General features: G+C 39.3%; 20 protein-coding genes. 10 read left to right on the top strand and 10 right to left on the bottom strand.

Annotated features, from left to right (window positions below):
• Positions 1–197: 197 nt before the first annotated feature.
• Entirely contained in the window at positions 198–359 is a 162-nt protein-coding gene (locus tag K2F26_RS08465; protein WP_220611102.1) for a hypothetical protein, read from the top strand.
• Here K2F26_RS08465 and pheA read toward each other — a convergent pair.
• Complete coding sequence (gene pheA, locus K2F26_RS08460) at positions 356–1,240, bottom strand: prephenate dehydratase (RefSeq protein WP_220611101.1); 885 nt, start codon at positions 1,238–1,240, stop codon at positions 356–358. The two genes, K2F26_RS08465 and pheA, sit on opposite strands and share 4 nt — an antisense overlap.
• A gap of 232 nt (positions 1,241–1,472) precedes the next feature.
• Between pheA and K2F26_RS08455 the strand changes: the two genes are divergently transcribed.
• On the top strand, positions 1,473–2,060 hold the full coding sequence (locus K2F26_RS08455; RefSeq protein WP_220611100.1) for a DUF1997 domain-containing protein: 588 nt from the start codon (positions 1,473–1,475) through the stop codon (positions 2,058–2,060).
• Between the two features lie 63 nt (positions 2,061–2,123).
• On the opposite strand, the gene K2F26_RS08450 is transcribed toward K2F26_RS08455, so the two are convergent.
• The 3 genes from K2F26_RS08450 to K2F26_RS08440 form a co-directional block, all read right to left on the bottom strand.
• A complete protein-coding gene (locus K2F26_RS08450; RefSeq protein WP_220611099.1) occupies positions 2,124–2,819 on the bottom strand; it encodes a ribonuclease HII in 696 nt (231 codons plus the stop codon).
• Positions 2,820–2,827: 8 nt separating this feature from the next.
• Positions 2,828–4,948, bottom strand: coding sequence for a ribonuclease E (rne, locus tag K2F26_RS08445; RefSeq protein ID WP_220611098.1), 2,121 nt, complete (start codon positions 4,946–4,948; stop codon positions 2,828–2,830).
• A 642-nt stretch (positions 4,949–5,590) separates the two neighbouring features.
• Positions 5,591–8,314 (bottom strand): TIGR03936 family radical SAM-associated protein, encoded by a 2,724-nt coding sequence (locus K2F26_RS08440; protein ID WP_220611097.1) that lies wholly within the window; start codon positions 8,312–8,314, stop codon positions 5,591–5,593.
• A gap of 560 nt (positions 8,315–8,874) precedes the next feature.
• Here K2F26_RS08440 and K2F26_RS08435 point away from each other — a divergent pair.
• Positions 8,875–9,072 (top strand): hypothetical protein, encoded by a 198-nt coding sequence (locus K2F26_RS08435; protein ID WP_096570148.1) that lies wholly within the window; start codon positions 8,875–8,877, stop codon positions 9,070–9,072.
• Positions 9,073–9,097: 25 nt separating this feature from the next.
• Here the strand turns inward: K2F26_RS08435 and K2F26_RS08430 are convergent, their stop codons facing one another.
• Positions 9,098–9,454 (bottom strand): hypothetical protein, encoded by a 357-nt coding sequence (locus tag K2F26_RS08430; protein ID WP_220611096.1) that lies wholly within the window; start codon positions 9,452–9,454, stop codon positions 9,098–9,100.
• Positions 9,455–9,702: 248 nt separating this feature from the next.
• Between K2F26_RS08430 and clpS the strand changes: the two genes are divergently transcribed.
• From clpS to K2F26_RS08415, 3 genes are all read left to right on the top strand, one after another.
• A complete protein-coding gene (gene clpS / locus K2F26_RS08425) occupies positions 9,703–9,984 on the top strand; it encodes an ATP-dependent Clp protease adapter ClpS (RefSeq protein WP_096570144.1) in 282 nt (93 codons plus the stop codon).
• 71 nt (positions 9,985–10,055) lie between these two features.
• A complete protein-coding gene (locus tag K2F26_RS08420; protein ID WP_220611095.1) occupies positions 10,056–10,871 on the top strand; it encodes a CPBP family intramembrane glutamic endopeptidase in 816 nt (271 codons plus the stop codon).
• Positions 10,872–11,028: 157 nt separating this feature from the next.
• Entirely contained in the window at positions 11,029–11,328 is a 300-nt protein-coding gene (locus tag K2F26_RS08415) for a hypothetical protein (protein ID WP_194054847.1), read from the top strand.
• A 56-nt stretch (positions 11,329–11,384) separates the two neighbouring features.
• On the opposite strand, the gene K2F26_RS08410 is transcribed toward K2F26_RS08415, so the two are convergent.
• The 4 genes from K2F26_RS08410 to K2F26_RS08395 all read right to left on the bottom strand — a co-directional run bounded on the left by K2F26_RS08410 (position 11,385) and on the right by K2F26_RS08395 (position 15,895).
• Positions 11,385–11,822 (bottom strand): DUF6918 family protein, encoded by a 438-nt coding sequence (locus K2F26_RS08410; protein ID WP_220611094.1) that lies wholly within the window; start codon positions 11,820–11,822, stop codon positions 11,385–11,387.
• Positions 11,823–12,094: 272 nt separating this feature from the next.
• Positions 12,095–12,736, bottom strand: coding sequence for a pentapeptide repeat-containing protein (locus K2F26_RS08405; protein ID WP_220611093.1), 642 nt, complete (start codon positions 12,734–12,736; stop codon positions 12,095–12,097).
• Positions 12,737–12,760: 24 nt separating this feature from the next.
• Positions 12,761–14,128 (bottom strand): DICT sensory domain-containing protein, encoded by a 1,368-nt coding sequence (locus K2F26_RS08400; protein ID WP_194054949.1) that lies wholly within the window; start codon positions 14,126–14,128, stop codon positions 12,761–12,763.
• A gap of 171 nt (positions 14,129–14,299) precedes the next feature.
• Positions 14,300–15,895: a photosystem II high light acclimation radical SAM protein gene (locus K2F26_RS08395; RefSeq protein ID WP_194054853.1), complete on the bottom strand. Its 1,596-nt coding sequence runs from the start codon at positions 15,893–15,895 to the stop codon at positions 14,300–14,302.
• 590 nt (positions 15,896–16,485) lie between these two features.
• Here K2F26_RS08395 and K2F26_RS08390 point away from each other — a divergent pair.
• From K2F26_RS08390 to rppB, 4 genes are all read left to right on the top strand, one after another.
• A complete protein-coding gene (locus K2F26_RS08390; RefSeq protein WP_220611092.1) occupies positions 16,486–16,920 on the top strand; it encodes a DUF1830 domain-containing protein in 435 nt (144 codons plus the stop codon).
• A 382-nt stretch (positions 16,921–17,302) separates the two neighbouring features.
• Positions 17,303–17,764, top strand: a complete 462-nt coding sequence (locus tag K2F26_RS08385; protein WP_220611091.1) for a DUF4079 domain-containing protein — start codon at positions 17,303–17,305, stop codon at positions 17,762–17,764.
• A gap of 152 nt (positions 17,765–17,916) precedes the next feature.
• Positions 17,917–18,618, top strand: coding sequence for a two-component system response regulator RppA (gene rppA, locus K2F26_RS08380; RefSeq protein WP_220611090.1), 702 nt, complete (start codon positions 17,917–17,919; stop codon positions 18,616–18,618).
• A gap of 252 nt (positions 18,619–18,870) precedes the next feature.
• A complete protein-coding gene (gene rppB, locus K2F26_RS08375; RefSeq protein WP_246605556.1) occupies positions 18,871–20,139 on the top strand; it encodes a two-component system sensor histidine kinase RppB in 1,269 nt (422 codons plus the stop codon).
• Here rppB and K2F26_RS08370 read toward each other — a convergent pair.
• Entirely contained in the window at positions 20,099–21,403 is a 1,305-nt protein-coding gene (locus K2F26_RS08370) for a hypothetical protein (RefSeq protein ID WP_220611089.1), read from the bottom strand. The genes rppB and K2F26_RS08370 overlap by 41 nt on opposite strands.
• Positions 21,404–21,419 lie beyond the last annotated feature (16 nt).

Raw genomic sequence — 21,419 nt, 5'->3', positions numbered from 1 at the left:
CTTATTTGGTTATCAATTCATTTTTTTCTTTTGTTTTTGTTACCAAGCTTCACTTTCTCAGACCATGTCCCTTTTAATGCTATTAATTCTCATTAACCCTCTTAATCTTTGAATCGGTTTTAGTTATTATGTACTACTTTAATGGCTTTTTTGATCTGTGACAGTTGAGGGTGCGGAATGTGGGATGTAGTTTACTTATGCTACTTTTTGAAGTGCGGAATGTGGGTTTAGAATTGGCGATCGCCTACCAATATTCATTATCTTTGGTACAAAATACAACATTTGGTGGTAATGAAATTACGAAAAAACCGATTGTGACACCGGGGGGTGCGGAAGGTAGGATACAATCCAAAATCTAAAATTTTTTTGATTCACTGTTAACTGTGAGAACACTATAACTGCCGAAAATTTTTAAAACTTCTGTACAACTATTTAACTCGGCTAAAGCTGATACCATCAGAGGTGAAGTGACTGCGGCTTCTATATCCAGGAAAAATAGATATTCTCCCAAAGAACGTTTAGTAGGACGAGACTCAATTCTACTCAGATTAATACCTAGATGAGCAAATACTTCTAAAGCTTTGACTAATGCACCAGGAACATTTGCAGGTACACTAAAAGCTAAGGATGTGTGAGTAGGGTTAAAACCATTATTTTCCGTACTTTCTTTAGCCACTAGCCAAAAGCGTGTACAGTTTTCGGGATAGTCGTTAATTGCACTAGCGAGAATAGGTAAATTATAAAGTTGGGCGGCTCTCTGAGAAGAAATTGCTGCTGTTTCCGGTGCTTGTGGCAGTCCCTCCAGTGCCTCGGTGGTAGAATTTCTAGCAATTAAATTGGCATTAGGCAGAAATTTGGCCAACCATCCTTGACATTGTGCTAATGCCTGGGGATGAGAATAAACAGTCTCAATGTTGTCTAAACTATCAGCACAGGAAATTAAAGCATGATTAATGGGCAAAACCAAAGCCAGTTTTATTCGCAAGCTCTCTAACTGCCACAGGCTATCCATTGTCATGCTGACACTGCCTTCTATGGAATTTTCTACAGGTACAACAGCTATATCAGCTTGTTCTGTAGCTATCGCTTGTAATGATTTGGCAATGGTAGGATAAGGTGATAAGGTAGCTTCTATCTCTTGATTGCTTTTTAGCCAGTTGAGATAAAAAGAAGCAGCTTGTTCTGAGTAAGTTCCAGGAGGTCCTAAATATGCGATCGCCAGAGGTTCACATTTATTCATGACAATTTTAGATTTTAGATTTGAGATCCCAGATTTTAGATTTGTACTTAGATGACAAGAAGCCAGGAAAGATACTTATTCCGTGCCTCTTGATTCTTGTACGGGTAAAAAAGAGCTAAATCCGTACATTCTGCCTTCTTTTGAATGATTATGAATAAATTTTTTGATTTTATGCAAATCAATCTAGTTTATTAAAAAATATTACAATAAAACATATTGCTTTAATCTACTCATGGCTACGAAGTTTACTGCCTCTCAATCGGTTGAAATTGCTGTTCCCAAACAGCCCATTCCCATTCAGCATTACTTACGTCAGCCTCAACGCCTGGTGAAAACTTTAGCTGATAACAGTAGGATTCAACAGTTATCAGAGGAAGTATTTCGTTTAAAAATGCGTCCTTTGGCTTTTATGTCCTTGAGTATTCAACCAACTGTAGATATGAGAGTTTGGGCAGATGCCCACGGAACAATTTATTTACGTTCTGTAGGTTGTGAAATCAGGGGTTTTGAATATATCAACCAACGTTTTGCTCTCAATTTAAAAGGGTATTTATCACCTTACCACAATGGTAATGACACAAGGCTACAAGGAAAAGCCGATCTAGAAGTGTTGGTAGATATTCCTCATCCATTTTCCCTCACTCCCAAGTCGATTTTGGAAACCACAGGGAATAGTTTACTTAAAAGCGTGTTGTTGACCATTAAACAAAGATTATTGCATCACCTCCTCGCTGATTATCGCCATTGGGTAATATCACAAACACAAACAAAAGAAATTGCTAGTGATAATACAGAAATGGGATTGTTAAATTTTGAATGATTGGTAATGGGTAATTGGTAATGGGTAATTGGTAATGGGTAATTGGTAAAAACTTCTTCACTGTCACCTGTTCCCTGTTACCTGTTCCCTATTCCCTGATAATTGACATGGACGAAAAGAGAGACGATGTAAGGGTGATGGACCGTATTTTTGCAAAGCCAGCAAATGTCGCGGGCTGCCATAACCCTTATTACATTCTATGTCATACATAGGATACTTAGATGCTAAACGCAGCACCAGATCATCACGCCAAACTTTAGCCATAATACTAGCAGCTGCAATGTTGAGCGATCGCCCATCTCCATTGACAATAGTTTGTTGCGGTATATTCAAATCCTTTACCATCTGATTGCCATCAACCAGGCAAAGCTCAGGCTGTACCTTTAGCTTCAGTACAGCCCGCTTCATTGCTAACAGTGTTGCTTGCAAAATATTGATCTTGTCAATTTCCGCAGTAGCAGCATAACCAATTTTCCAGTCCAAAGCCAGCCCAGCAATTTGCTGTGCTAACTGATTTCTGCGAGAACTAGACAACTTTTTACTGTCGTTAATTTTCAAAGCCATCAGTTGTGGCAAAGCTACTGGCGGTAATATCACTGCGGCCGCAACTACAGGACCAAATAACGCCCCACGCCCCACTTCATCCACACCAGCAACCAACCCATGAATATCTAAACCGATGGAAAACTCCCACCAACTTGATTCGCCCAAAGGTGTAGTTGACGAAACAGATGCAGGTGTTGGCTGTGTCTCTACCATAAAAGCGGTTAACTGTCCTCCAGTGCAGAAGAACGACGGCGACGACGGCGATTAGAAATAGAAGTGCTATTGATTATTTCCTCATCATCTGTCAAAGAGTCAAATCCCGTGGATCTAGAATCTTCCAAAGGCGGCTCAATTCTGGATTTGGGCAAGGATGGTTCTTCTACCTCAACTTTTGGTGTTGGCATTTTGACTCTGGTAAATTCAGAGGTAGTTGTTTCGGGAAATGTGGATTCTGAGGTAGATTCCGTTGTGCTATTTGGTGTTTGTCCAGGTTGAACAATGTTAAAAATCACAGATTTGGGATTTTTCACCTCTGACTCTAACTTCACAGCCGGGGAAATGCCCATTTCAGCATACATCTTTTGTTCCTGGTCTGTCATTTCCACGGAAACAATCTGGGGCGGTTCTACAACTGGTTTAACCGGCTCTATCTTAACTTTGGTGCGCTCTGGTCTTTCCCAACCACCTTTACCAAGAGAAGGGGTTCGCATAGCTTCTCTTTCCCGGAGAGGATCTGAGAGAAGAGAGGGAATTTCTGATGTGGGGGTTAGCTCATTGTCACTATCCAAGTCTAAATCTAAATCATTGCCAAATCCCAATGAATTACCAGACCTGACTTCATCTTTGCCATTAGTGCCATTGATACCGATGCGACTGCGACGGGTGCGGGTACGACGTTTGTTGTCACCCAATTCTTGATAACTGGGATGGTTGATCAAATGGCCAACCTCAGAATCACTTTCAAAACCCTCGCTAAAGCCATCATAAATGTCCCTAGTTTCCCTGGTTTCTGGGATGCGTGCAGATGGTGTTCTCACTTCCCTTTGGGGTATCGGTGTCAACCGCTCTGGGATATCTGCTGCGGGGATAGGCATCCGGTTTTCTATTTCCCCTGGTAAGCGTACAGTATGTCCTAAACCGCCACAGGTGGGGCAAGTTTCGCCAAACAATTCATAAATATTTTGACCTTGGCGTTTGCGGGTAAGTTCTACTAAACCTAACTCGGTTAGTTGGGCAATTTGCGGACGAGCTTTGTCTGCTTTAAGGGTTTTATTAAAGTGTTCTAAAACTTGCAGTTGGTCGCGTCGTGATTCCATATCAATGAAATCAACTACAATTACACCAGCAATATTCCTGAGTCTGAGTTGACGGGCAATTTCTGTCGCCGCTTCGCAGTTAGTCCATAGTACGGTTTCTCTAGCTGTGGCGGAACGGGTGAAAGAACCAGAGTTAACGTCAATTACTGTTAATGCTTCTGTGGGTTCAATAATAATGTAACCACCAGAAGGTAAATCTACTCTTGGGCGCAAAGCTTCCCGAATCGCTGCATTGATGCGGAAATATTCTAAAATTGGTGATCTATCACGATGATGGTCAATTAAAACACCTTGTGGTGTTTGCCCTCCACTCCAGTTTTGTAAATATTGCTTGACTCTTCGTAACCCAGTGCTGGAATCCACTACAATGCGATTCACATCCGCACCGTACATATCCCTTAACACCCGTTGGATAAAGTCATCATCCCGATTGAGTAAAGCAGGGGCGCGGGTAGACTGGGCTTCTTGCTGAATAACTTCCCATTGCCTTTGTAGCAATTCTAAGTCTTCTATAATTGCTTCTTCTGGTTTGCCTTCAGCTTCTGTTCGTACCAGTACACCCATCCCAGCAGGTTTAATTAAAATTGCTAGGGCGCGGAGGCGGTTCCGTTCACTTTCACTTTTAATCCGCCGGGATAGGTTTACACCTCTACCATAGGGCATCAATACTACATAACGTCCTGGTAGGGTGATGTTACCTGTGAGCCTTGGTCCTTTTGTTCCTGTTGGCTCTTTCATTACTTGCACCAATACTTTCTGCTGTGGTGTCAGCAGTTCAGTAATGGCTGCGGAACTACGTTTGATCTTTAATGGACCCAAATCAGTGACATGAATAAAACCGTTACGTTCTGGATCACCGATGTTGACAAAAGCTGCGTCTATCCCAGGTAATACATTTTCTACCACGCCTAAGTATATATCACCAATTTGATGATGACCAGTGGCAACAACGAGTTCTTGTATTTGATCTTCGGAAAATACGGCAGCTATTTGATGCTGTTCTGCGATAATAATTTGTTTTGGCATTCAATTCAAGTTCCTCAAAAATTGGCAGCACCAGTAGAGATGAAAAGGAGCTTATGTTATACCTATCGCCCCCACTGGTAGCCCTACAAGGCGCTACTGGTAATAAAAATTTTTTTCTCTGACATTGCTTCTCTAAATTGGAAGCCGATAACAAGACTGTAATTGCGTTTACACGCCTGATTGTTCCAGTTTCATTTCAACCCAAAATCACTGTTGATAGCGATTTTCACGTTAAGAACTGATTCACTAAGTATGTATAGCGAGTGTATTTTAACCTGCCTTAGTTGTTTCGGATACAATCCTAAAAACTACACTCTCATTATTTTTGCTTGCACTCCGATCCTGAGAGTCTCTAATAATCACAGTTAATCTTTTGATTATCTGTCTCATTCTTCCTTCCCAGAATCCCCACAGATGCTAAATTAATTGAGGCTTTTAAGTCACCATCAAGTAGCATCTGAGACTTTTTACAAAGATTACAAGACTCTGTTAAAAACCCTGATGTTCAGGGTAGTGAATCAGATCATTTAACGCAGCGCCAGAAAATTTCTCTTCACTTTATTCTAGCGCAACCTTGCTAAAAATCAATTCCTTATGAATATAGTCGTTCAGAGGAACTACTAGCCAGTTCCTCTTGAGGCATTATATTCCTAAAACTAGCCGATTGCGGTGGATATGCAAGAGATGAAATTCTGCACCAGCCACTATTTCTAGTATAGACAATATTTGCTCAGGACGCAAGTTCACACCGTCATGACGACAGCTACCCAAATAATGCAAGATAGCTTGAGACTCGGTGGGGGAAGTGTTTACCTGCTCTAACTCCAGTGCAAACAGGCGATCGCGTAGATTTATGCTCTGCTGTTTACCTGATTTAGTTGTATGTTCTGACAAAATCTCATCTTTATCTAGTATAGCCGCAATCCAATCTTGCCATTTGTCAACTTCCACATTTCCGGGTGTAGAAATAGTGAGCAAATATTCCGCTGCTTCCATAGCCTGGTTTGCTGCGGGTGCTTTCAAATCTATCTCTTCTACTCTGTAGATGGGAATATCTGACGGTAGTTGACTTACCAGTTGCGTGCGGAAAGTTGCCACATCCATTGGTTGAGTTAATTCAAAATCAACTATTTCCCCACTGCTGGTACTTCCCAAGGATAAAGCACTAGCTAAAGCAATGCGGGGATGGGGATGAAAACCACCAGTAAAGGCGACTGGTAAACCTGCCCTTCGCATCACTCTATCAAACAGGCGCATTAAATCCAAGTGACTGACCAAGGCCATATCACCTTGTTTTCCAAACCACACCCTTAACCGTTGTGCTTTGGTGGTATTGGGGACAAAATCACCGACAAACTGAGGAATTGCAGGTGGTTCTATGACTATATTATGCCCGAAATCAGTGCCACAGACACCACAATGGGAACAACCTTCAAAAGAGCAGTCAGGAACAACAGCAGCTTCTAGAGCGCGTTTTAAGTCCTCTTGCAGCCACTTTTTATCAATCCCTGTATCAATATGATCCCAAGGTAAGGGAAGATCGAGAGGTGAAGAAGGTGACAGGTGACAGGTGACAGGTGACAGTTTTTCTTGTTCTTCGTTACCTGAAGAAAACAGATTCCATTCCCCATTCTCCACCTTACGGTATTTCCAATCTAGACCAGCTTCGGAAATTGCTTCTCCCCAAGCCTTGAAAGCCGTTTCTACACTGTCATACCAAGAGTCCATTCCTGCACCGAGTTGCCAAGCACGAAGGAGGACTTTTCCTAAAGAGCGATCGCCCCTGCCTATAAAGTCTTCCATTGCAGAAAGGCGAATATCCGTAAAATTCACCTTTACATTACGAATCCGGCGAAATTCTTGTCTTAGTAAATCTTGTTTGCGGGCAAACTCAGCCGTAGAAACGGAATGCCATTGAAACGGTGTGTGGGGTTTGGGCGTAAAATTGGAAATTGTCAAGTTAAAATTGATCGGTCTTCTCCCTTGACCCCGACATTCTCGCTGTAACCATCTGACTATTTCCGCTATTCCCAAAACGTCCGCGTCTGTTTCTCCAGGCAAACCAATCATAAAATACAGCTTGATTTTATCCCAACCTTGTTCCCAAGCTGTTTTTACTCCTCGTAATAATTCCTCGTTGGTTAAACCTTTATTAACAATATCCCGCATCCGTTGAGTACCGGCTTCAGGCGCAAAAGTCAAACTGCCTTGTCTTGTACCTCCTAAAATATTAGCGATATTCTCATCAAATCTATCGACTCGTTGAGAAGGTAAGGACAGGGTAATATTTTCATTCTTTAAACGGTTTTTGATTTCCATCCCCACTGCGGGTAAGGATAGATAATCAGAACAACTCAAAGATAGCAGGGAAAATTCATTGTAACCAGTTTCCCGCATTCCCTTTTCTATGGCTTCTACCACTTTTTCCGGTTCTACATCTCTTGCAGGACGGGTTAACATTCCTGGTTGGCAAAACCGACAACCACGGGTACAACCCCTTCTAATTTCTATGGTTAGGCGATCGTGTACTGTTTCTACATAAGGTACTAAACCAATAGAATAAGCGGGAATAGGTGTAGCAACTCGTCTGAGGATACGTTCTGGAACATCTGGACGCAAAGGTTTAACCGCGCCATTTTCGCCCATTTCATAAAATTGTGGCACGTAAACACCGGGAATCTGTGCCAAGTCTAATAATAATTGCTCCCGACTTAAACCGGCGGCTTTTCCTTCAGCGATCACTAAACCAATTTCTGGCAATAGTTCCTCACCATCACCCAAAGCAATAAAATCAAAGAAATCCGCGTAAGGTTCAGGGTTAGATGTGGCAGTTTGTCCCCCTGCAAAAATTAATGGATATTGGTGACTGGTGACTGGTGACTGGGAAGAAGAACCTTCTGAACTCCTGACTTCTGACTCCTGACTCCTGACTCCTGACTCCTGACTCCTGACTCCTGAACTCCTTTCTTTCCAAGTCAGGGGTATTCCTGCTAAATCTAACATTTCCAGGATGTTGGTTGCCCCTAGTTCATAACTGAGGCTAAAACCCAGAATATCAAACTCTGTCAATGCCCGTTTTGACTCTACTGCAAACAAGGGTGTTTGGGTGCTGCGAAGTTTCGCGCCTAAGTCTGGTGCTGGCAGATAAGCGCGATCGCACAACTGATTGGGTTGGGCATTCAAAATGTTATACAAAATGATATGCCCCAAATTAGAAGCACCGACTTCATAAACTTCTGGGTAGGTTAACACCCAACGTACAGTTGCCGCATCCCAAGGTTTATGTACTGCTAAACGCTCATTACCCAGGTAACGGGCAGGTTTTAAAATATCCGATGTTATTAATTGCTCTACTAAAACAGCCACTTTGCTATCTTTTAGCTAACTTAAATTACAACTTATCTCTTTCAACTTAGCATTTATTCCGTCTTTCAGGTCAATAGTTCACAGTAAATTAGAACTGTGTTCAGTAGATCAACATAATTAAACGTAAAATAGTTTAGGCTGGACATGAGGCAAAGGGTATGGGCAGGAAAAAATCACCCATGCGTCATGTCCTATTACCGATATGAATTAATCATTTATCTGTATAATTCTTACTCCTGACTCCTGACTCCTGACTCCTTTATTAAATCTTTATTGCTTTGTGACTTTTGTTTAAAGATTGTTATAACTACAAGGTAAAATGTATATATAAATACATTTTTTTCCTTTAGGTTAAAAAACAATCTACATAGACAGCCAAAATGCAGATTAATCTTCTGTCGTCATGATACTAAACCTGGGAATCGCTATAACTCCGTGGATTTAAGCCAAAATTACCGTTTGCTCGTGATCTAGATCACTAATTTATAGATAGCTAGATCACTTTTTATACCGATACCAATCTTGGATAATGGGTAACAATTAAAGGTGAGTGATTTTTTATGAACACACAATATGCCATTCGTCAACTGGTAGAGAAAGCGTTGCACATCAAAAAATTAACGCCAGAAATCGAAAATGAAATTAACTCAGAACTGACTCAATTAGGTTATATATCTGACGTGGACTACGAAGCTCTAGAATTGTTAATGGCAGAGATGGACGCTGGACGAGTGCAGTTAGTTCCACGCTGGGGCTAGTAACTGTTAGTTTTTCTGAATAAATTCACAATTCTTGAGCATCTTGGCACGCTTGCCAAAGCTGGTGGATAAACTGATTTAGTTGCTGTTGGGCAACCGTATCTGTGTCAGCTTTTGGTTCTTTGGTTAAAAGTTGACTCAGTAGACTAATCACTTCTGTATCTAAAGCAGTCCGAAATAAATTGACAGGCCATAACAAGTCAGACGCATCTCGCAGATCAGTTATCAGGGGTAGTTCGTGGGTGAAGTTAGCTAGTAGTAAAGGACGTACCCAGCACAAATTACGTTCAGTCACAACTTGAATGACTTCAGCATAAAGATTTCTGTTACCATAATCTAAAGACACTATTTGTCCTGGTTGAAAGTTGAAGCTAATATCCATAGCAGCAGCAGAAGCAAGGATTTAGTAGTATTGTTCTTAATTTTAAAAGTAACACTGGTGTAGTATTATGATTATGCTCAGAAATTTCTAGTTTTAACCATTAGTAATGACTATCCAGTCGGGTGTTTCTGGGTGGCATCAACACGAAAATGTTATAAAATAGTTATAAGATGTAAATAAAAAACTGTTAAGCTAATGTTTAACAGAAATAATATTGTAGTAAATTAACGATCAAAGAGCAAAGAGCAGTGTCAGTAGAAACTATTCAAAAGCCTTCCACAACTCGCAAGCTCGCGCCTCGGTATCGCGTTCTACTCCATAACGATGACTTCAACTCTATGGAGTATGTAGTTCAAGTGCTAATGACCACAGTACCGAGTATTACCCAGCCCCAAGCTGTTAGTATCATGATGGAAGCTCACAACAACGGATTAGCTTTAGTCATTACCTGCGCCTTAGAACACGCTGAGTTTTATTGTGAAACTTTAAAAAATCATGGTTTGAGCAGTACCATTGAACCAGATGAATAGTTATTGGTCATTAGTCATTGGTCATTAGTTAATTAGTAGTATAGTGTTGACTGATGATATTTGACTAATTCATGATAAAAATTAATCTATCTCGAATTTCCCAAAGTCCCGCCCCTGTTAGGGTGGGTTGTTTTATCTTGTGTTTATTGGTTGTATGGTTGCCTTTTGCAGTACCTATATATTTACTGGTTGAAGATACTAATTTAGAAAGTATCTTGACAATGGTACTACTTTATGCAGAGTTTATTTTTCTACTCAAGTTATGGGGTAAGAAAGTTTATCAACAACCTCAGATATTAAAACATTATGGGTTAGAATTTTCCCGCCTAAATGGGATAGATTTTGTGCAGGGTTTAAGTATAGGATTAATTAGTATTTTAATAGTATTTAGTTTACAGGGTTTGTTGGGTTGGTTATTGTGGCAACAACCAAAAGTGTTTTTAGTCAAAATAATTTTAGAAGGTTTACTGGTTGGTTTCGGTGTTGGTTTTGCGGAAGAATTATTATTTCGGGGTTGGTTATGGGATGAGTTAGAAAGGGATTACAATTTAAATTTAGCAGCTTGGATAAATGCCATTTTATTTGCTGTGGCACATTTTATTAAACCATTAGAAGCAATCATTCACACATTACCACAATTTCCGGCTTTAGTATTATTAGGGTTAACGCAAGTATGGGGAAAGCTTGGTAAAAGAGGGCGTTTAGGTTTACCGATTGGTTTACATGGTGGTTTGGTTTGGGGTTATTATATTATTAACGTGGGAGAATTAACGAAATATTCGGGAGTTGTTCCTGACTGGGTGACTGGTGTAAATAATAATCCTTTACAGGGAATAATGGGGGTATTATTTATGGGTGGACTAGCTTTGTGGATGAGGAAGAATTGATAATTGATAATTGATAATTGATAATTGATAATTGATAATTGATAATTGATAATTGATAATTGATAATTGATAATTGATAATTGATAATTGATAATTGATAATTGATAATTGATAATTGATAATTGATAATTGATAGTTGATAGTTGATAATTTAATAATGATTAAATATTTTGTGATGCTGCTGGTTTTCATTTTTGCTTGTTCTTTTTCTTTTACATCTCCCGCTTTAGCAACAGTATGTAGGAATTATCAAGGGCAAGAAATTTGTATTTTAAGTATTAAACGCAGTGCTAAAAAATATTGGGAATATCGAGCATCTGTAAGTATTAATGGTAAAAAAACACCGATGGAAGTTTATAACTGTCGGGGTAAATTTAAGGTAAATAAAGATGGGAATGTAACTCAATTTAAGGGAAATAGTCCTGGGGAAATGATTTGTAGTTTTTTTAATAAATGATAGCGTATTTTCTTAATAAATGTGGGGGCAGATGCCTACCCCACAATAGTTGTAGCTTAGTTTTTAGTGTATTTATCAATAACTTGAGCTAAACCAGGTACAGCTTCTTCCACGTGCTTTTTAACTGAACTGCGAAGTTTATTATAGACACCTTTGATAGTAGAGTTACTGCTTTTTTGAATCCGAATATCAGTAATACTCAGTAATAAATCTGCTGTACGAGAACGATTTTGACTAAGATATCCGACAGCATCACCTGTATTTAAACCTTCTTCCCAGATAGGTTCTAGTGCAGCGAAAGATTCTGGTAAAAGACGCTCAATTGCACCAGCACAATATTTGGGACTAATTCCTTTAATAGCTGCATATCCAGCTTTGATGGCCATCCCAGAAACACCACCTATGGAAGAAACTTGAGTATCTAATAAATTTGTCAAATCAGCTACTAGTGTCTGTCTTTTATTATCATCAGCAAGACCATCAATCAGAGCCATTGTTATGTTCCTTAGTATCAATGTGTTGAGTTTATATTTCAGGTAGTTTATCTCGTAATTAGGAAACTAGGGACTGATTTATTATTTATTTTGTGCCGTAAAAATTCGCCAAATAATAAATAAAGTAAATCCTAAATAGGCAAATACTGTGAGCCATTCTTGAAGGCGACTAAATGAATCATTCATAATATATAAGAAAATATCTTTTTTGGCTAGTCATTGGTGAGTTAGAGTTGAAGTTTACTTGAAATTAAATTCCTTGGCAAATAAAATTATTCAGGAAGAATTTCTAGGATTGTACCCACTAAACAAGTCTGATCTAAATTTACACCGATTAAATTTGCAGCTTCTAATTCTGCACAAAGTAAATTTGCCCCGGTTAAATTTGCCCCTGCTAAGTTAGCTCCCCGTAAATCGGCTTCTTCCAGATTGGCTTGACTTAATGTTGCCCCTTGCAAATCAGCACGACTCAAATCTGCACCTTTGAGATTTGCACCTGTGAGGTTTGCACCACGTAAGTCAGCACTGCGTAAGTCAACACCTTGTAAGTTTACACTCATCAAATTAGCACCACTTAAAAAAGCACCGACTAAGGAAGCATCATTAAGTGTAGCACCCATTAAGTTAGCACCACGCAAGTTGCTGCCTCGCAAATCGGCGCTGGTTAAGTCTGCTTGCATTAAGTTAGCTCCCATTAAGTTAGCCCGCAAATCAGTTTCTAGCAAGCTTGCACCCATTAAATTTGCACCTTCAAAATGTGCGCCTTCGAGTTGAGAACCTGTAAAGTTAGTACCAACGAGGGTGGAACCGGCTAAGTTAATGCGGCTTAAATCGAGTTGGGACAGATCCTCGTCTTCTAAGTCTGCTCCGGGAAGGTGTTTAATTTTTCCTAATCTAATGCTTTCTATGTTCATGGGTGAATTTTTAATTTTTAATTTTTAATTTTTAATTTTTAATTCTTGACTGTTCCAGCGAGAATCAAGTAACCACATACTGCTGCTGAATTTGGGTGTCATAATGGGTAAGTCCAGTCCCTGTTGTAAACCCATAACTAACAAAGTGAGGGTATCTATTAGTTTAGGGTCAAAACGGGTAGATTGTTGTTGTCGGCATTGCTCCAATGCCTGAGTAAAGATATTTTTGTCACTTTGGGCTGAGTATTTTTGCTGACTAACTCGCCATTGAAAGTCTGCTGCTATGGCTAATATTCTTGATTCTAAAGAAATTTCTTCACCTGTTAAACCTGCTGGTTCTCCTGTGCCATTCCACCATTCGGTTTGATGGGTAATAATTTGGGCGATCGCTCTGAGTTGGGGCATGGTGCGTAATACTTGCGCTCCTGGAACTAAGGGACAAATTGGTCCGGCTACTTGTTCTGTGGGCTTTTTGGGGGATGTGAGGATGCTTTCGGTTTGTTGCAGTGGATCGATTCGGTGTAGTAACCCAGCTAGACGTAATCTTTTAATTTGCCATGCGGGTAGGTCTAGTAATTGTCCCATGATTTCGGCGATCGCAGCTACTTCGGCGGCTGCCATGGGATTTTGAATATCTGCTATGTCTATTAATTGTGCCATCCGCAAAAATGCCTGGACTTCGTTAGAAACCAGGTTGGAACTCAAAGTGTTTTGGCGTGTGGCTGTGGGATAGGATAAAGTATTTTCACCACTTTTTAGGTAGTCAATGACCAGGGAAACGACTTTACCAATCTCCTCTGGTGAAGCTATTTCTGCCTTGATTGCTTGTTTATGCTGGGTCAGTTTTTGGGCTAATTCTGGGTTGTATTTTTCGATGTGAGCGATCGCTATCTCGGCGGCTTTCAGAACTACATCCGGCTCAAATGTCCACATTCCATAGAATTTGCGCTCTAAATCTGACCCCGGTAGTCCTGTAACTCCATAATCTTCATCTGATAATTCTTGACAAATTACCATTGATGTGTATTGTGGAGACAGAATCATCAAGTGCCATTCTTGGGATACTGGATCAGATGTTTGTAGTGGTACTAAATCTACATTTGCTAGTTGACTGGTGGGATGTTCGGCAAAACCAGCATCACTGGTAGCCATAATTGCAATTTCCCGGCTGCACTTGGCAATATCTGCATATCTTTGGGCTTCTTGCAGATACCATTTGCCTCTTTGAAAGCAGGTAATTACTATTGGTTGATCTTCTTTACTTAAAATATGGTCTTCTAAAGCATGACATAAAGCCACTAAGGTATTTTTATAATACACGCCAAAGCGAATAGGTCTAGTGCTATGACGATAGGCTGTTTCTAATTGTTGGAGAATTGAACCTTGTAACATGGAATTTTGGTGATTGGGGATTGGTGATTGGTGACTGGGGATTGGTGACTGGGGATTGGTGACTGGTAGTTGGTAAGAATAAACTCTTGCCTTTTGCCTCTTGCCTTTTGCCTTCTTGCTGTCACCTGTCACCTGTCACCTCTCACCTCTCACCTGTCACCTTATACACACTCAGTTTACACTAGCCAATTGTTTCTCGGTTTTTTCCACAATTGGGGCTGTAAGTGCTGTTTCCAACTCAGCGCAACCTAATCTTGCTTCTAAGATTTTCATTACTTCCCTACCGAAGTCGTTGGGGTTTTGTTGCCAAGCTTGTAAACAGACTTCTCCGAAAAATGATCCTAATGGTTCTGGATTCCAAAGTAGTTTTTTGGCAGTCCAGGGCATTAGACTCATAGGATTATACCCTGGTTTGAGGATACCTTCTTTAAAAGCATATTCTTCCAGGTGGGTATGGGGTTGCAGTCCAATGAAGAAGATAGCAGGTTCAACTTTATCCGCGCCAAAAATCCGTTCTAGTTCTCGATGATACGCAATGGTTTGGCGGATGGTTTCGGGACGCTCATCAATGACGTTAAATGAGTAATTGACGGAAACCATATCATTAAAACCTGCTGCTTTCAAGTCACGGCAGTTTTGCAGTACAGTCCGCAGGTTGTAACCCATCCGCATTTTCCGTACCAGTTCTTGAGAACCGCTAGTAATGCCGATTTCAAAATAATTCATCCCGGTTTTGGCCATCAACTCACACAGTTCTGGTGTTAAGTTGTCTGCTCTAATATAGGCCGCCCAGTTAATATCTGTCATGCCAGAATCAACAATTTTTTGCAATAGTTCTATGGCATCATCAATATATCTGCGGGCGGGGATAAATTGAGCATCGGTAAACCAGAAGTTACGGACACCGCGATTATATAATTGGCGGATCTCGGCTACGACTTCATCGGCGGGATTAATGCGTACCTGCTTACCTTCAACTACGGTGTACACACAATAACAGCAGTTATGGGGACAACCGCGCTTGGTTTGTACGCCGATATAGAAATCTTTATCTTGCAGGTAGTAGTTAATTTCTGGCCAGATGGTTTCTATGTAGTCGTAGTTACAAGCTGTTTTTTCTAGGGGTGTGGGTTGTTCATGGATCAGGCGTTGACGGGGTTGGTTTTCACCCACTACATAACAACGTTCATCCCGAAATTCTTGGCCACTGAGGTATTTTGTGAGTAGGGTTTCCCCTTCACCTACGGAAATTATTGTTCCTGAAGGTAGGCTTTTTCCTAACTGTTCATAAAATACGCTGACTGCACCACCACCAACCACTGCACGGGCTTGGTTATGATATCTTTGGGCGCGTTTTAGCCCGCGTTTGATTAAGCCCAAGTTGCGCCATAGTTCGACATAGTAAGCGATGAAGATCCGTAAACCGCCTAATGCACCCCTGAGTTTAATCAAGGGGTTTTTAGCATAGTAAAATTCAAAGGCGTTTTGTAGGGGGTTGCCTCCACGGCCTCCTACTGGTGCATAGATTTGAATATCTCGCCAAGAAAAGACTAGAAGTGTGGGTTTAAATTCGTCAATACACCGATCTAGGGCGCTGCTGTAGTCAAGGGGTGGAACTGTACCTAAATCAAAAATTCGCTGTTCGATGTTGGGAAACTGCTTGTGGACGTGATCACTCAGGTAAACAACCCCAATGGGAAAGATGGGGTTACAAGGAAGGCGAACGTAAAGGATTCGATTTTCCATCATAGTTGTTTCGACTGCCATCTTGCCAATTTGTAGGGGAAAACTAGGGAAATATCTGGTCTGAACCTGTGGGTTTGTGGTGTTAATCTTAATTTACCAATATTTTGCTTGACATTTGAGCCAGTTTTTGATATTGGCAAATTTACTTTCAGGAAGAGTGAGAAAAGGTAAAATTGCTGGGCATCAAAATTATTGATGGTGAGCAATAGATAAAGTTTATGAAGAAAATTTCATATATCTTTACCATAACATTGAGTTTATTAATTCAGCGATGATTTTCGCTTGTAAATTAGCAGATGTAAATCAGCAGATCGATAAAATTGAAAAACCAACTTCTCAACAAGCCAGGGGGATTGTAGCCTTGTCTGACAAGCTTTGAGGGTTGTTAAGTTCACAGATGGGGAACAGCAAAACTGAAGAAATTGAGTTGAAAATGTATAATAATGCAAAAATTAAGATCTATTCATAGGTTTTTTCTAAGAAACATGACTTTGGATAGAAATAATGCAGAAAATTTCAGTTGGTAGTCGCAGTTACAGCAAATGGGGATCATCCGATGTTAGTTTTGGTTGTGTAATGTAAAATTGTGGCGTAAAAGCTCCTCAGCAGTTATGGCTCAAATATTAGATTCTCTACCACCGGAGCAATCGGGGAAAATTCTCTGCTGCTACGTCAATGCTACAAGTAAAATACAGGTGGCGCGTATTTCCAATGTTGCTAACTGGTACTTTGAAAGGGTGGTGTTTCCTGGACAAAGGCTAGTTTTTGAAGCGCCGAAAAAAGCGCAAATGGAGATTCATACAGGAATGATGGCGAGTGCGATTTTGTCGGATACAATACCGTGCGATCGCTTGGCACTCAGTGAACCTAGTAGTGATGAGAGTGATCAAGACTCAGCTCCAGGAATAGAAGCTACCAACACCAATGTGATGGTGTCCGAAATGAATACAAAAATTGAAGATACCACAAAACCTTTACAAAATATCACAGTCTCCATGAAAACCTACCAGTCACAACATGAGTTTTTACTGAATCTGGGAGTGTGACATCTGAGAAGGTTAGTTAATGTCAAAAGTTTTAAAAATCCCTGGATTAATATCCTTTGATTAAAAAAAAGCACGTTTATTAAATTTGAGGGTTGCTGAACTCAGCAGCCTTTTTTATTTTATTGGAGAATTGGGAATAAGTTAAGAATTTTACCGTCAGCTTTCAGCTTTCAAGGCTAAAATACAAACAATGATCACAAATGCACAGAGTTTACACTTCCTCATCAATCTGTGGTATTTTATATTTAGGAGGCCGGATTTATTTATTTTGGATTTTGGATTTTGGATTGTTTGTGTCAACTCCAATCTAATGAAAATTTATTACCCATCTCCATATCTTCCTGTTCCCTGTTTCTTGTTTTTTGACTTTTAATTTTTTACTATGAACTTACCTTCTTTTTTATGGTTGTGGAAAATAGCAGCTTGGTCTATGGGTTTAGCGATTCTAGCTTATGTTATTTTAGCAATGTCTGGTTTTTGGCTATGGCAAGTTAGAAATACTGGACGTTCTCCCATTGGTGTGGTTTTACCAAGGGTGAATAATATAGTCAAAAACTTTCATTTTGTTATTGGCTTCACTATGGTAAGTTTGGTATTATTATTGTTATTTATTGGTATTGTGGGGACTTTAGGACATTTTGGTTCTTTGGGTCATTCTTCACATTTATTCGCTGGTTTATCTGTGGTAATTTTGGTTTTAATTTCTGCTTTTAGTGCAACTCAAATTAGTACAGGTCAATTTTGGGCTAGACCTTTACATATTACTTTAAATATGATACTGTTTTTTGGTTTTGCTTGGGTTTCTTTGACTGGTTGGAGTGTTGTACAAAAGTATTTACCATGACAATAAAAAATTATGCTAGGCTTGATATGATTGAACCGCAAAGGACGCAAAGGACGCAAAGGCAAGAGTTTTACAGAGAGTTTTTCGGGAGGCTATGTTTATTTTATATTCTTTTGGTTTTCAGGATTTTTAATTTTTAGCTTTTAATTTATATGCGATTAATATTAGTTGAAGATGAAAAAGATTTAGGTAGTAGTATTCATCATGCTCTGACTCAGCGTGATTATATTGTAGATTGGGTAGAAGATGGTGTTACTGCTTGGGAATATTTGAATACTGTACCCCAAAGATATGAAATTGCTATTTTAGATTGGATGTTACCTAAGTTATCAGGTTTGGAAATTTGCCAAAAGTTGAGACGACAAAAAAATCCTTTACCTGTGATGATTTTAACTGCTAGAGATAGTATGATTGATCGGGTTACTGGTTTGGATGCGGGTGCTGATGATTATTTGGTTAAACCTTTTGGGATGGAGGAGTTATTAGCAAGGGTAAGAGCTTTACAAAGAAGGATTCCTAATTTTCAACCTCCACAGTTACAAATGGGTGATTTAGTGTTAGATTATGGGAATTTTTCGGTGGTGAATTTATCTGCTAAAGGTTGTTTATCTGTTGTTCTCACTGCTAAGGAATTTCAACTTTTAGAATATTTGATGCAGCATCATCAACAAGTTTTAACTCATGATCAAATCCGCGCTCGACTTTGGGATTTTGCAAGTGATAATGTTAGTAATGTTGTTGCTGCTCAAGTAAGGTTGTTAAGACGTAAGTTGTCTGAATGTGGTTTTCCTGATGTTATTGAAACTATCCGGGGTTTTGGTTATCGGTTTTCTGTGTTGGGAAGTGGAAAATAATTATTTTCTAAGGAGTCAGGAGTCAGGAATCAGAATATTTTTTTATCCACAAGTAATGATTTTAAAATTATCATTTATTTCTTTTTTTTAATGAACCACGTTATGCGAAGCATTTCCCGAAGGGTAGATACGAAGAACACGAAGAGAGGAAAGAAAGAAGAGAGGAAGAGGGGTAAGATCCCAAGTGGGATTTTTCATAATTCTCTTTTTCATTATTCTCGTTTTAAGTTAGCTATTACTTATGCGGGGGTAATGGGTGCGACTTTATTAATATGTGGTTATTTTGCTCATGTGGTTATGGTTAAAGCTTTTACTCGCACTATTGATCGTGAGTTGGAGGTTTTTGGAAGAATTTTTGAAGATAAGTTAAAACCACGTTTAAAAACTCCTGGTGTTTTACCTGTTAATATTAGAAATTCTTTACCGGAAATTTGTTTTCAAAAACAATCTTGTCCTATTTTTAAATCTGAATCTGAGGTGATGAGTCTTTTGTTGGATGGTCATTATGTGAGATTTTTAAATTTAAAGGGTGAATCTATTGCTGCTTTTTATAATTCTCCTGATCAGTTTCCTGATAATCTTGCTCTCAATTATTCCTATGATATCAGAAATCTTCAGGGTGAGTTATATCATTTACATTTAATGCCTTTATTTATTAATGATCATCAATTATGGGGTTATTTACAAGTGGGAAGATCGGTTCAACGTTTAAATCATTATATGAATGGTTTACATTTGTTGTTAATTTTTGGTGTTCCTTTTTCTATGTTTATTATTGGGGGTGCGAGTTGGTGGTTAGCTGGTTTCGCTATGCAACCTATTGAAAAATCATATCAACAATTACAACAATTTACGGGTGATGCTGCTCATGAGTTACTTACTCCTATTGCTTCTCTACAAACTATTCTAGATACTAATTCTATCACTCAGGAAACTAAACAAGCTCTACAACGACAGGTGAAAAGATTAAGTTCTTTAACTCAAGATTTGTTATTATTATCTAGGTTGGGAAATGGTTTACAAGCAGGAAAATTAAGCTTAAATTTACAGCACATTTGTTTAAATGATGTGGTTGCAGATGTAGAGGAGGAGTTGTTACCTTTAGCGATGAAAGCAGATGTTTTATTATCTAGTCATATTCCTAAAAATTCTGATTTTTATATTCAAGGTAATGAAGGTCAAATTTATCGTTTATTATTAAATTTGGTTAGTAATGGAATTAAATATACTCCTGTTGGTGGGGAGGTAAAAATTAATCTTTTAGCTAATAATAATTATACTATTATTAATGTGATAGATACAGGAATTGGTATTCCTGCTGCGGATATTCCTCATATTTTTGATCGCTTTTATCGTGTTAATGCTGATCGTTCTCGAAATACTGGGGGTTCGGGTTTGGGTTTAGCTATTGCTTTGGCCATTACCCAAACTCATAAAGGTAAATTAGAAGTAGAAAGTCGGGTTGATCATGGTTCTACTTTTACGCTGTCTTTACCACTCGTTTCCACAGTAAACAAGTAATTTCTACTATCATTGATGTGATCATAGCTATAGCTGCGGCTATTGCTCCATTCATTCCTTTATTAATAGCTAAACTGGCTATTATTAATAAAGTTCCTGTTGCTAACCATGTGGATAGATTAACATGACCTGTGCGATTTTCACTGACTAAAAAGCCTTGTGTAGCATTTTGCAAAGCTACAAATAATGGCACAATGGCACATATTAAAAGTACAGGTTTAATGCTATTTGCAAGGGTAAGATCATTACCGATAAAAGTTTGAACTATGCGATCGCCTATGGGTGTTACACTCATTAATAATAATAATGTGGAACAAACTGCACCCACACTGACAGCAAATATTAAAAGTTGGCGATCGCTTACTTGATGGCGATATTTAATCACCATTTGTTGTACCATGCGAGTAGAATTAGCAATTACTAATACCAAACCCCACGCAGCAGACCAAGCAGCAATAGCAATTGTAGCATCTTGAGCGCGAGCAAGAATACTAATTAATATCGCTCTCCCTCCCCAAACTACCATCATTGTATTTGCGAGGGGGAAGTAAAATTTCCATACCTGTGCTAAGTTCTGGGGTAAACCAGGTTTGGTTTCTATTTCCGGGGGTATGGTTGCTCCACTGCGATAAGCAAAAAATGTTACAGCCATCGCTTCCACTATCACCCCACTGATCAGAGCTATTCCCGCTAAAATACCCCCAGCTACTTGTATTAAAAACCCACTTACCAGAACTAAAGCCAATGTTAAAAGCCTGAAAATACTAGCTATAGCTAACGCACGGGGTTTACCGTGGTAAATTAATAAACCTTGAAAATAACGCCGCCATGCGATCGCAAACGGCCAACCACAAGCTATTAATAATACTTGACTGACTGTAGCCAACATTGCCAAAGGAATACCCAACAAACTCACACCAACAGAATTAAATATGACAGGTATTCCCAACAAACCTAATAAAAAAGTTAATCCTACACCTGCAAACAAAGTAAAACGCCATAATGCTGCCCTAGATTTTTGTGATCCAGATAAAGCATTAGCAGCGTGTAGGATCATAATAATAGGACTTTCAAAAAATATTGCCAAAGACTTAGCTGCACCTACAGCCGCTATATTTACCTGAGCATCAGGAAGATAAGCTAAAGTAGTAGTCATCATCGGATCACCACAGGCCATAGTCACATCACTCAGGGATAAAGGCAAAAATTCCCGCCATAAAGTCCCTAAACTTATATTTTTAGATGTATATTCTTCTAACTTCATCTTTTACTCTTTGCGT

This window comes from Sphaerospermopsis torques-reginae ITEP-024 (genome assembly GCF_019598945.1).
Classification (GTDB): domain Bacteria; phylum Cyanobacteriota; class Cyanobacteriia; order Cyanobacteriales; family Nostocaceae; genus Sphaerospermopsis.
The sequence above is the reverse complement of the archived record's forward strand: the minus strand, read 5'-3'. Positions and strand labels throughout refer to the sequence as shown.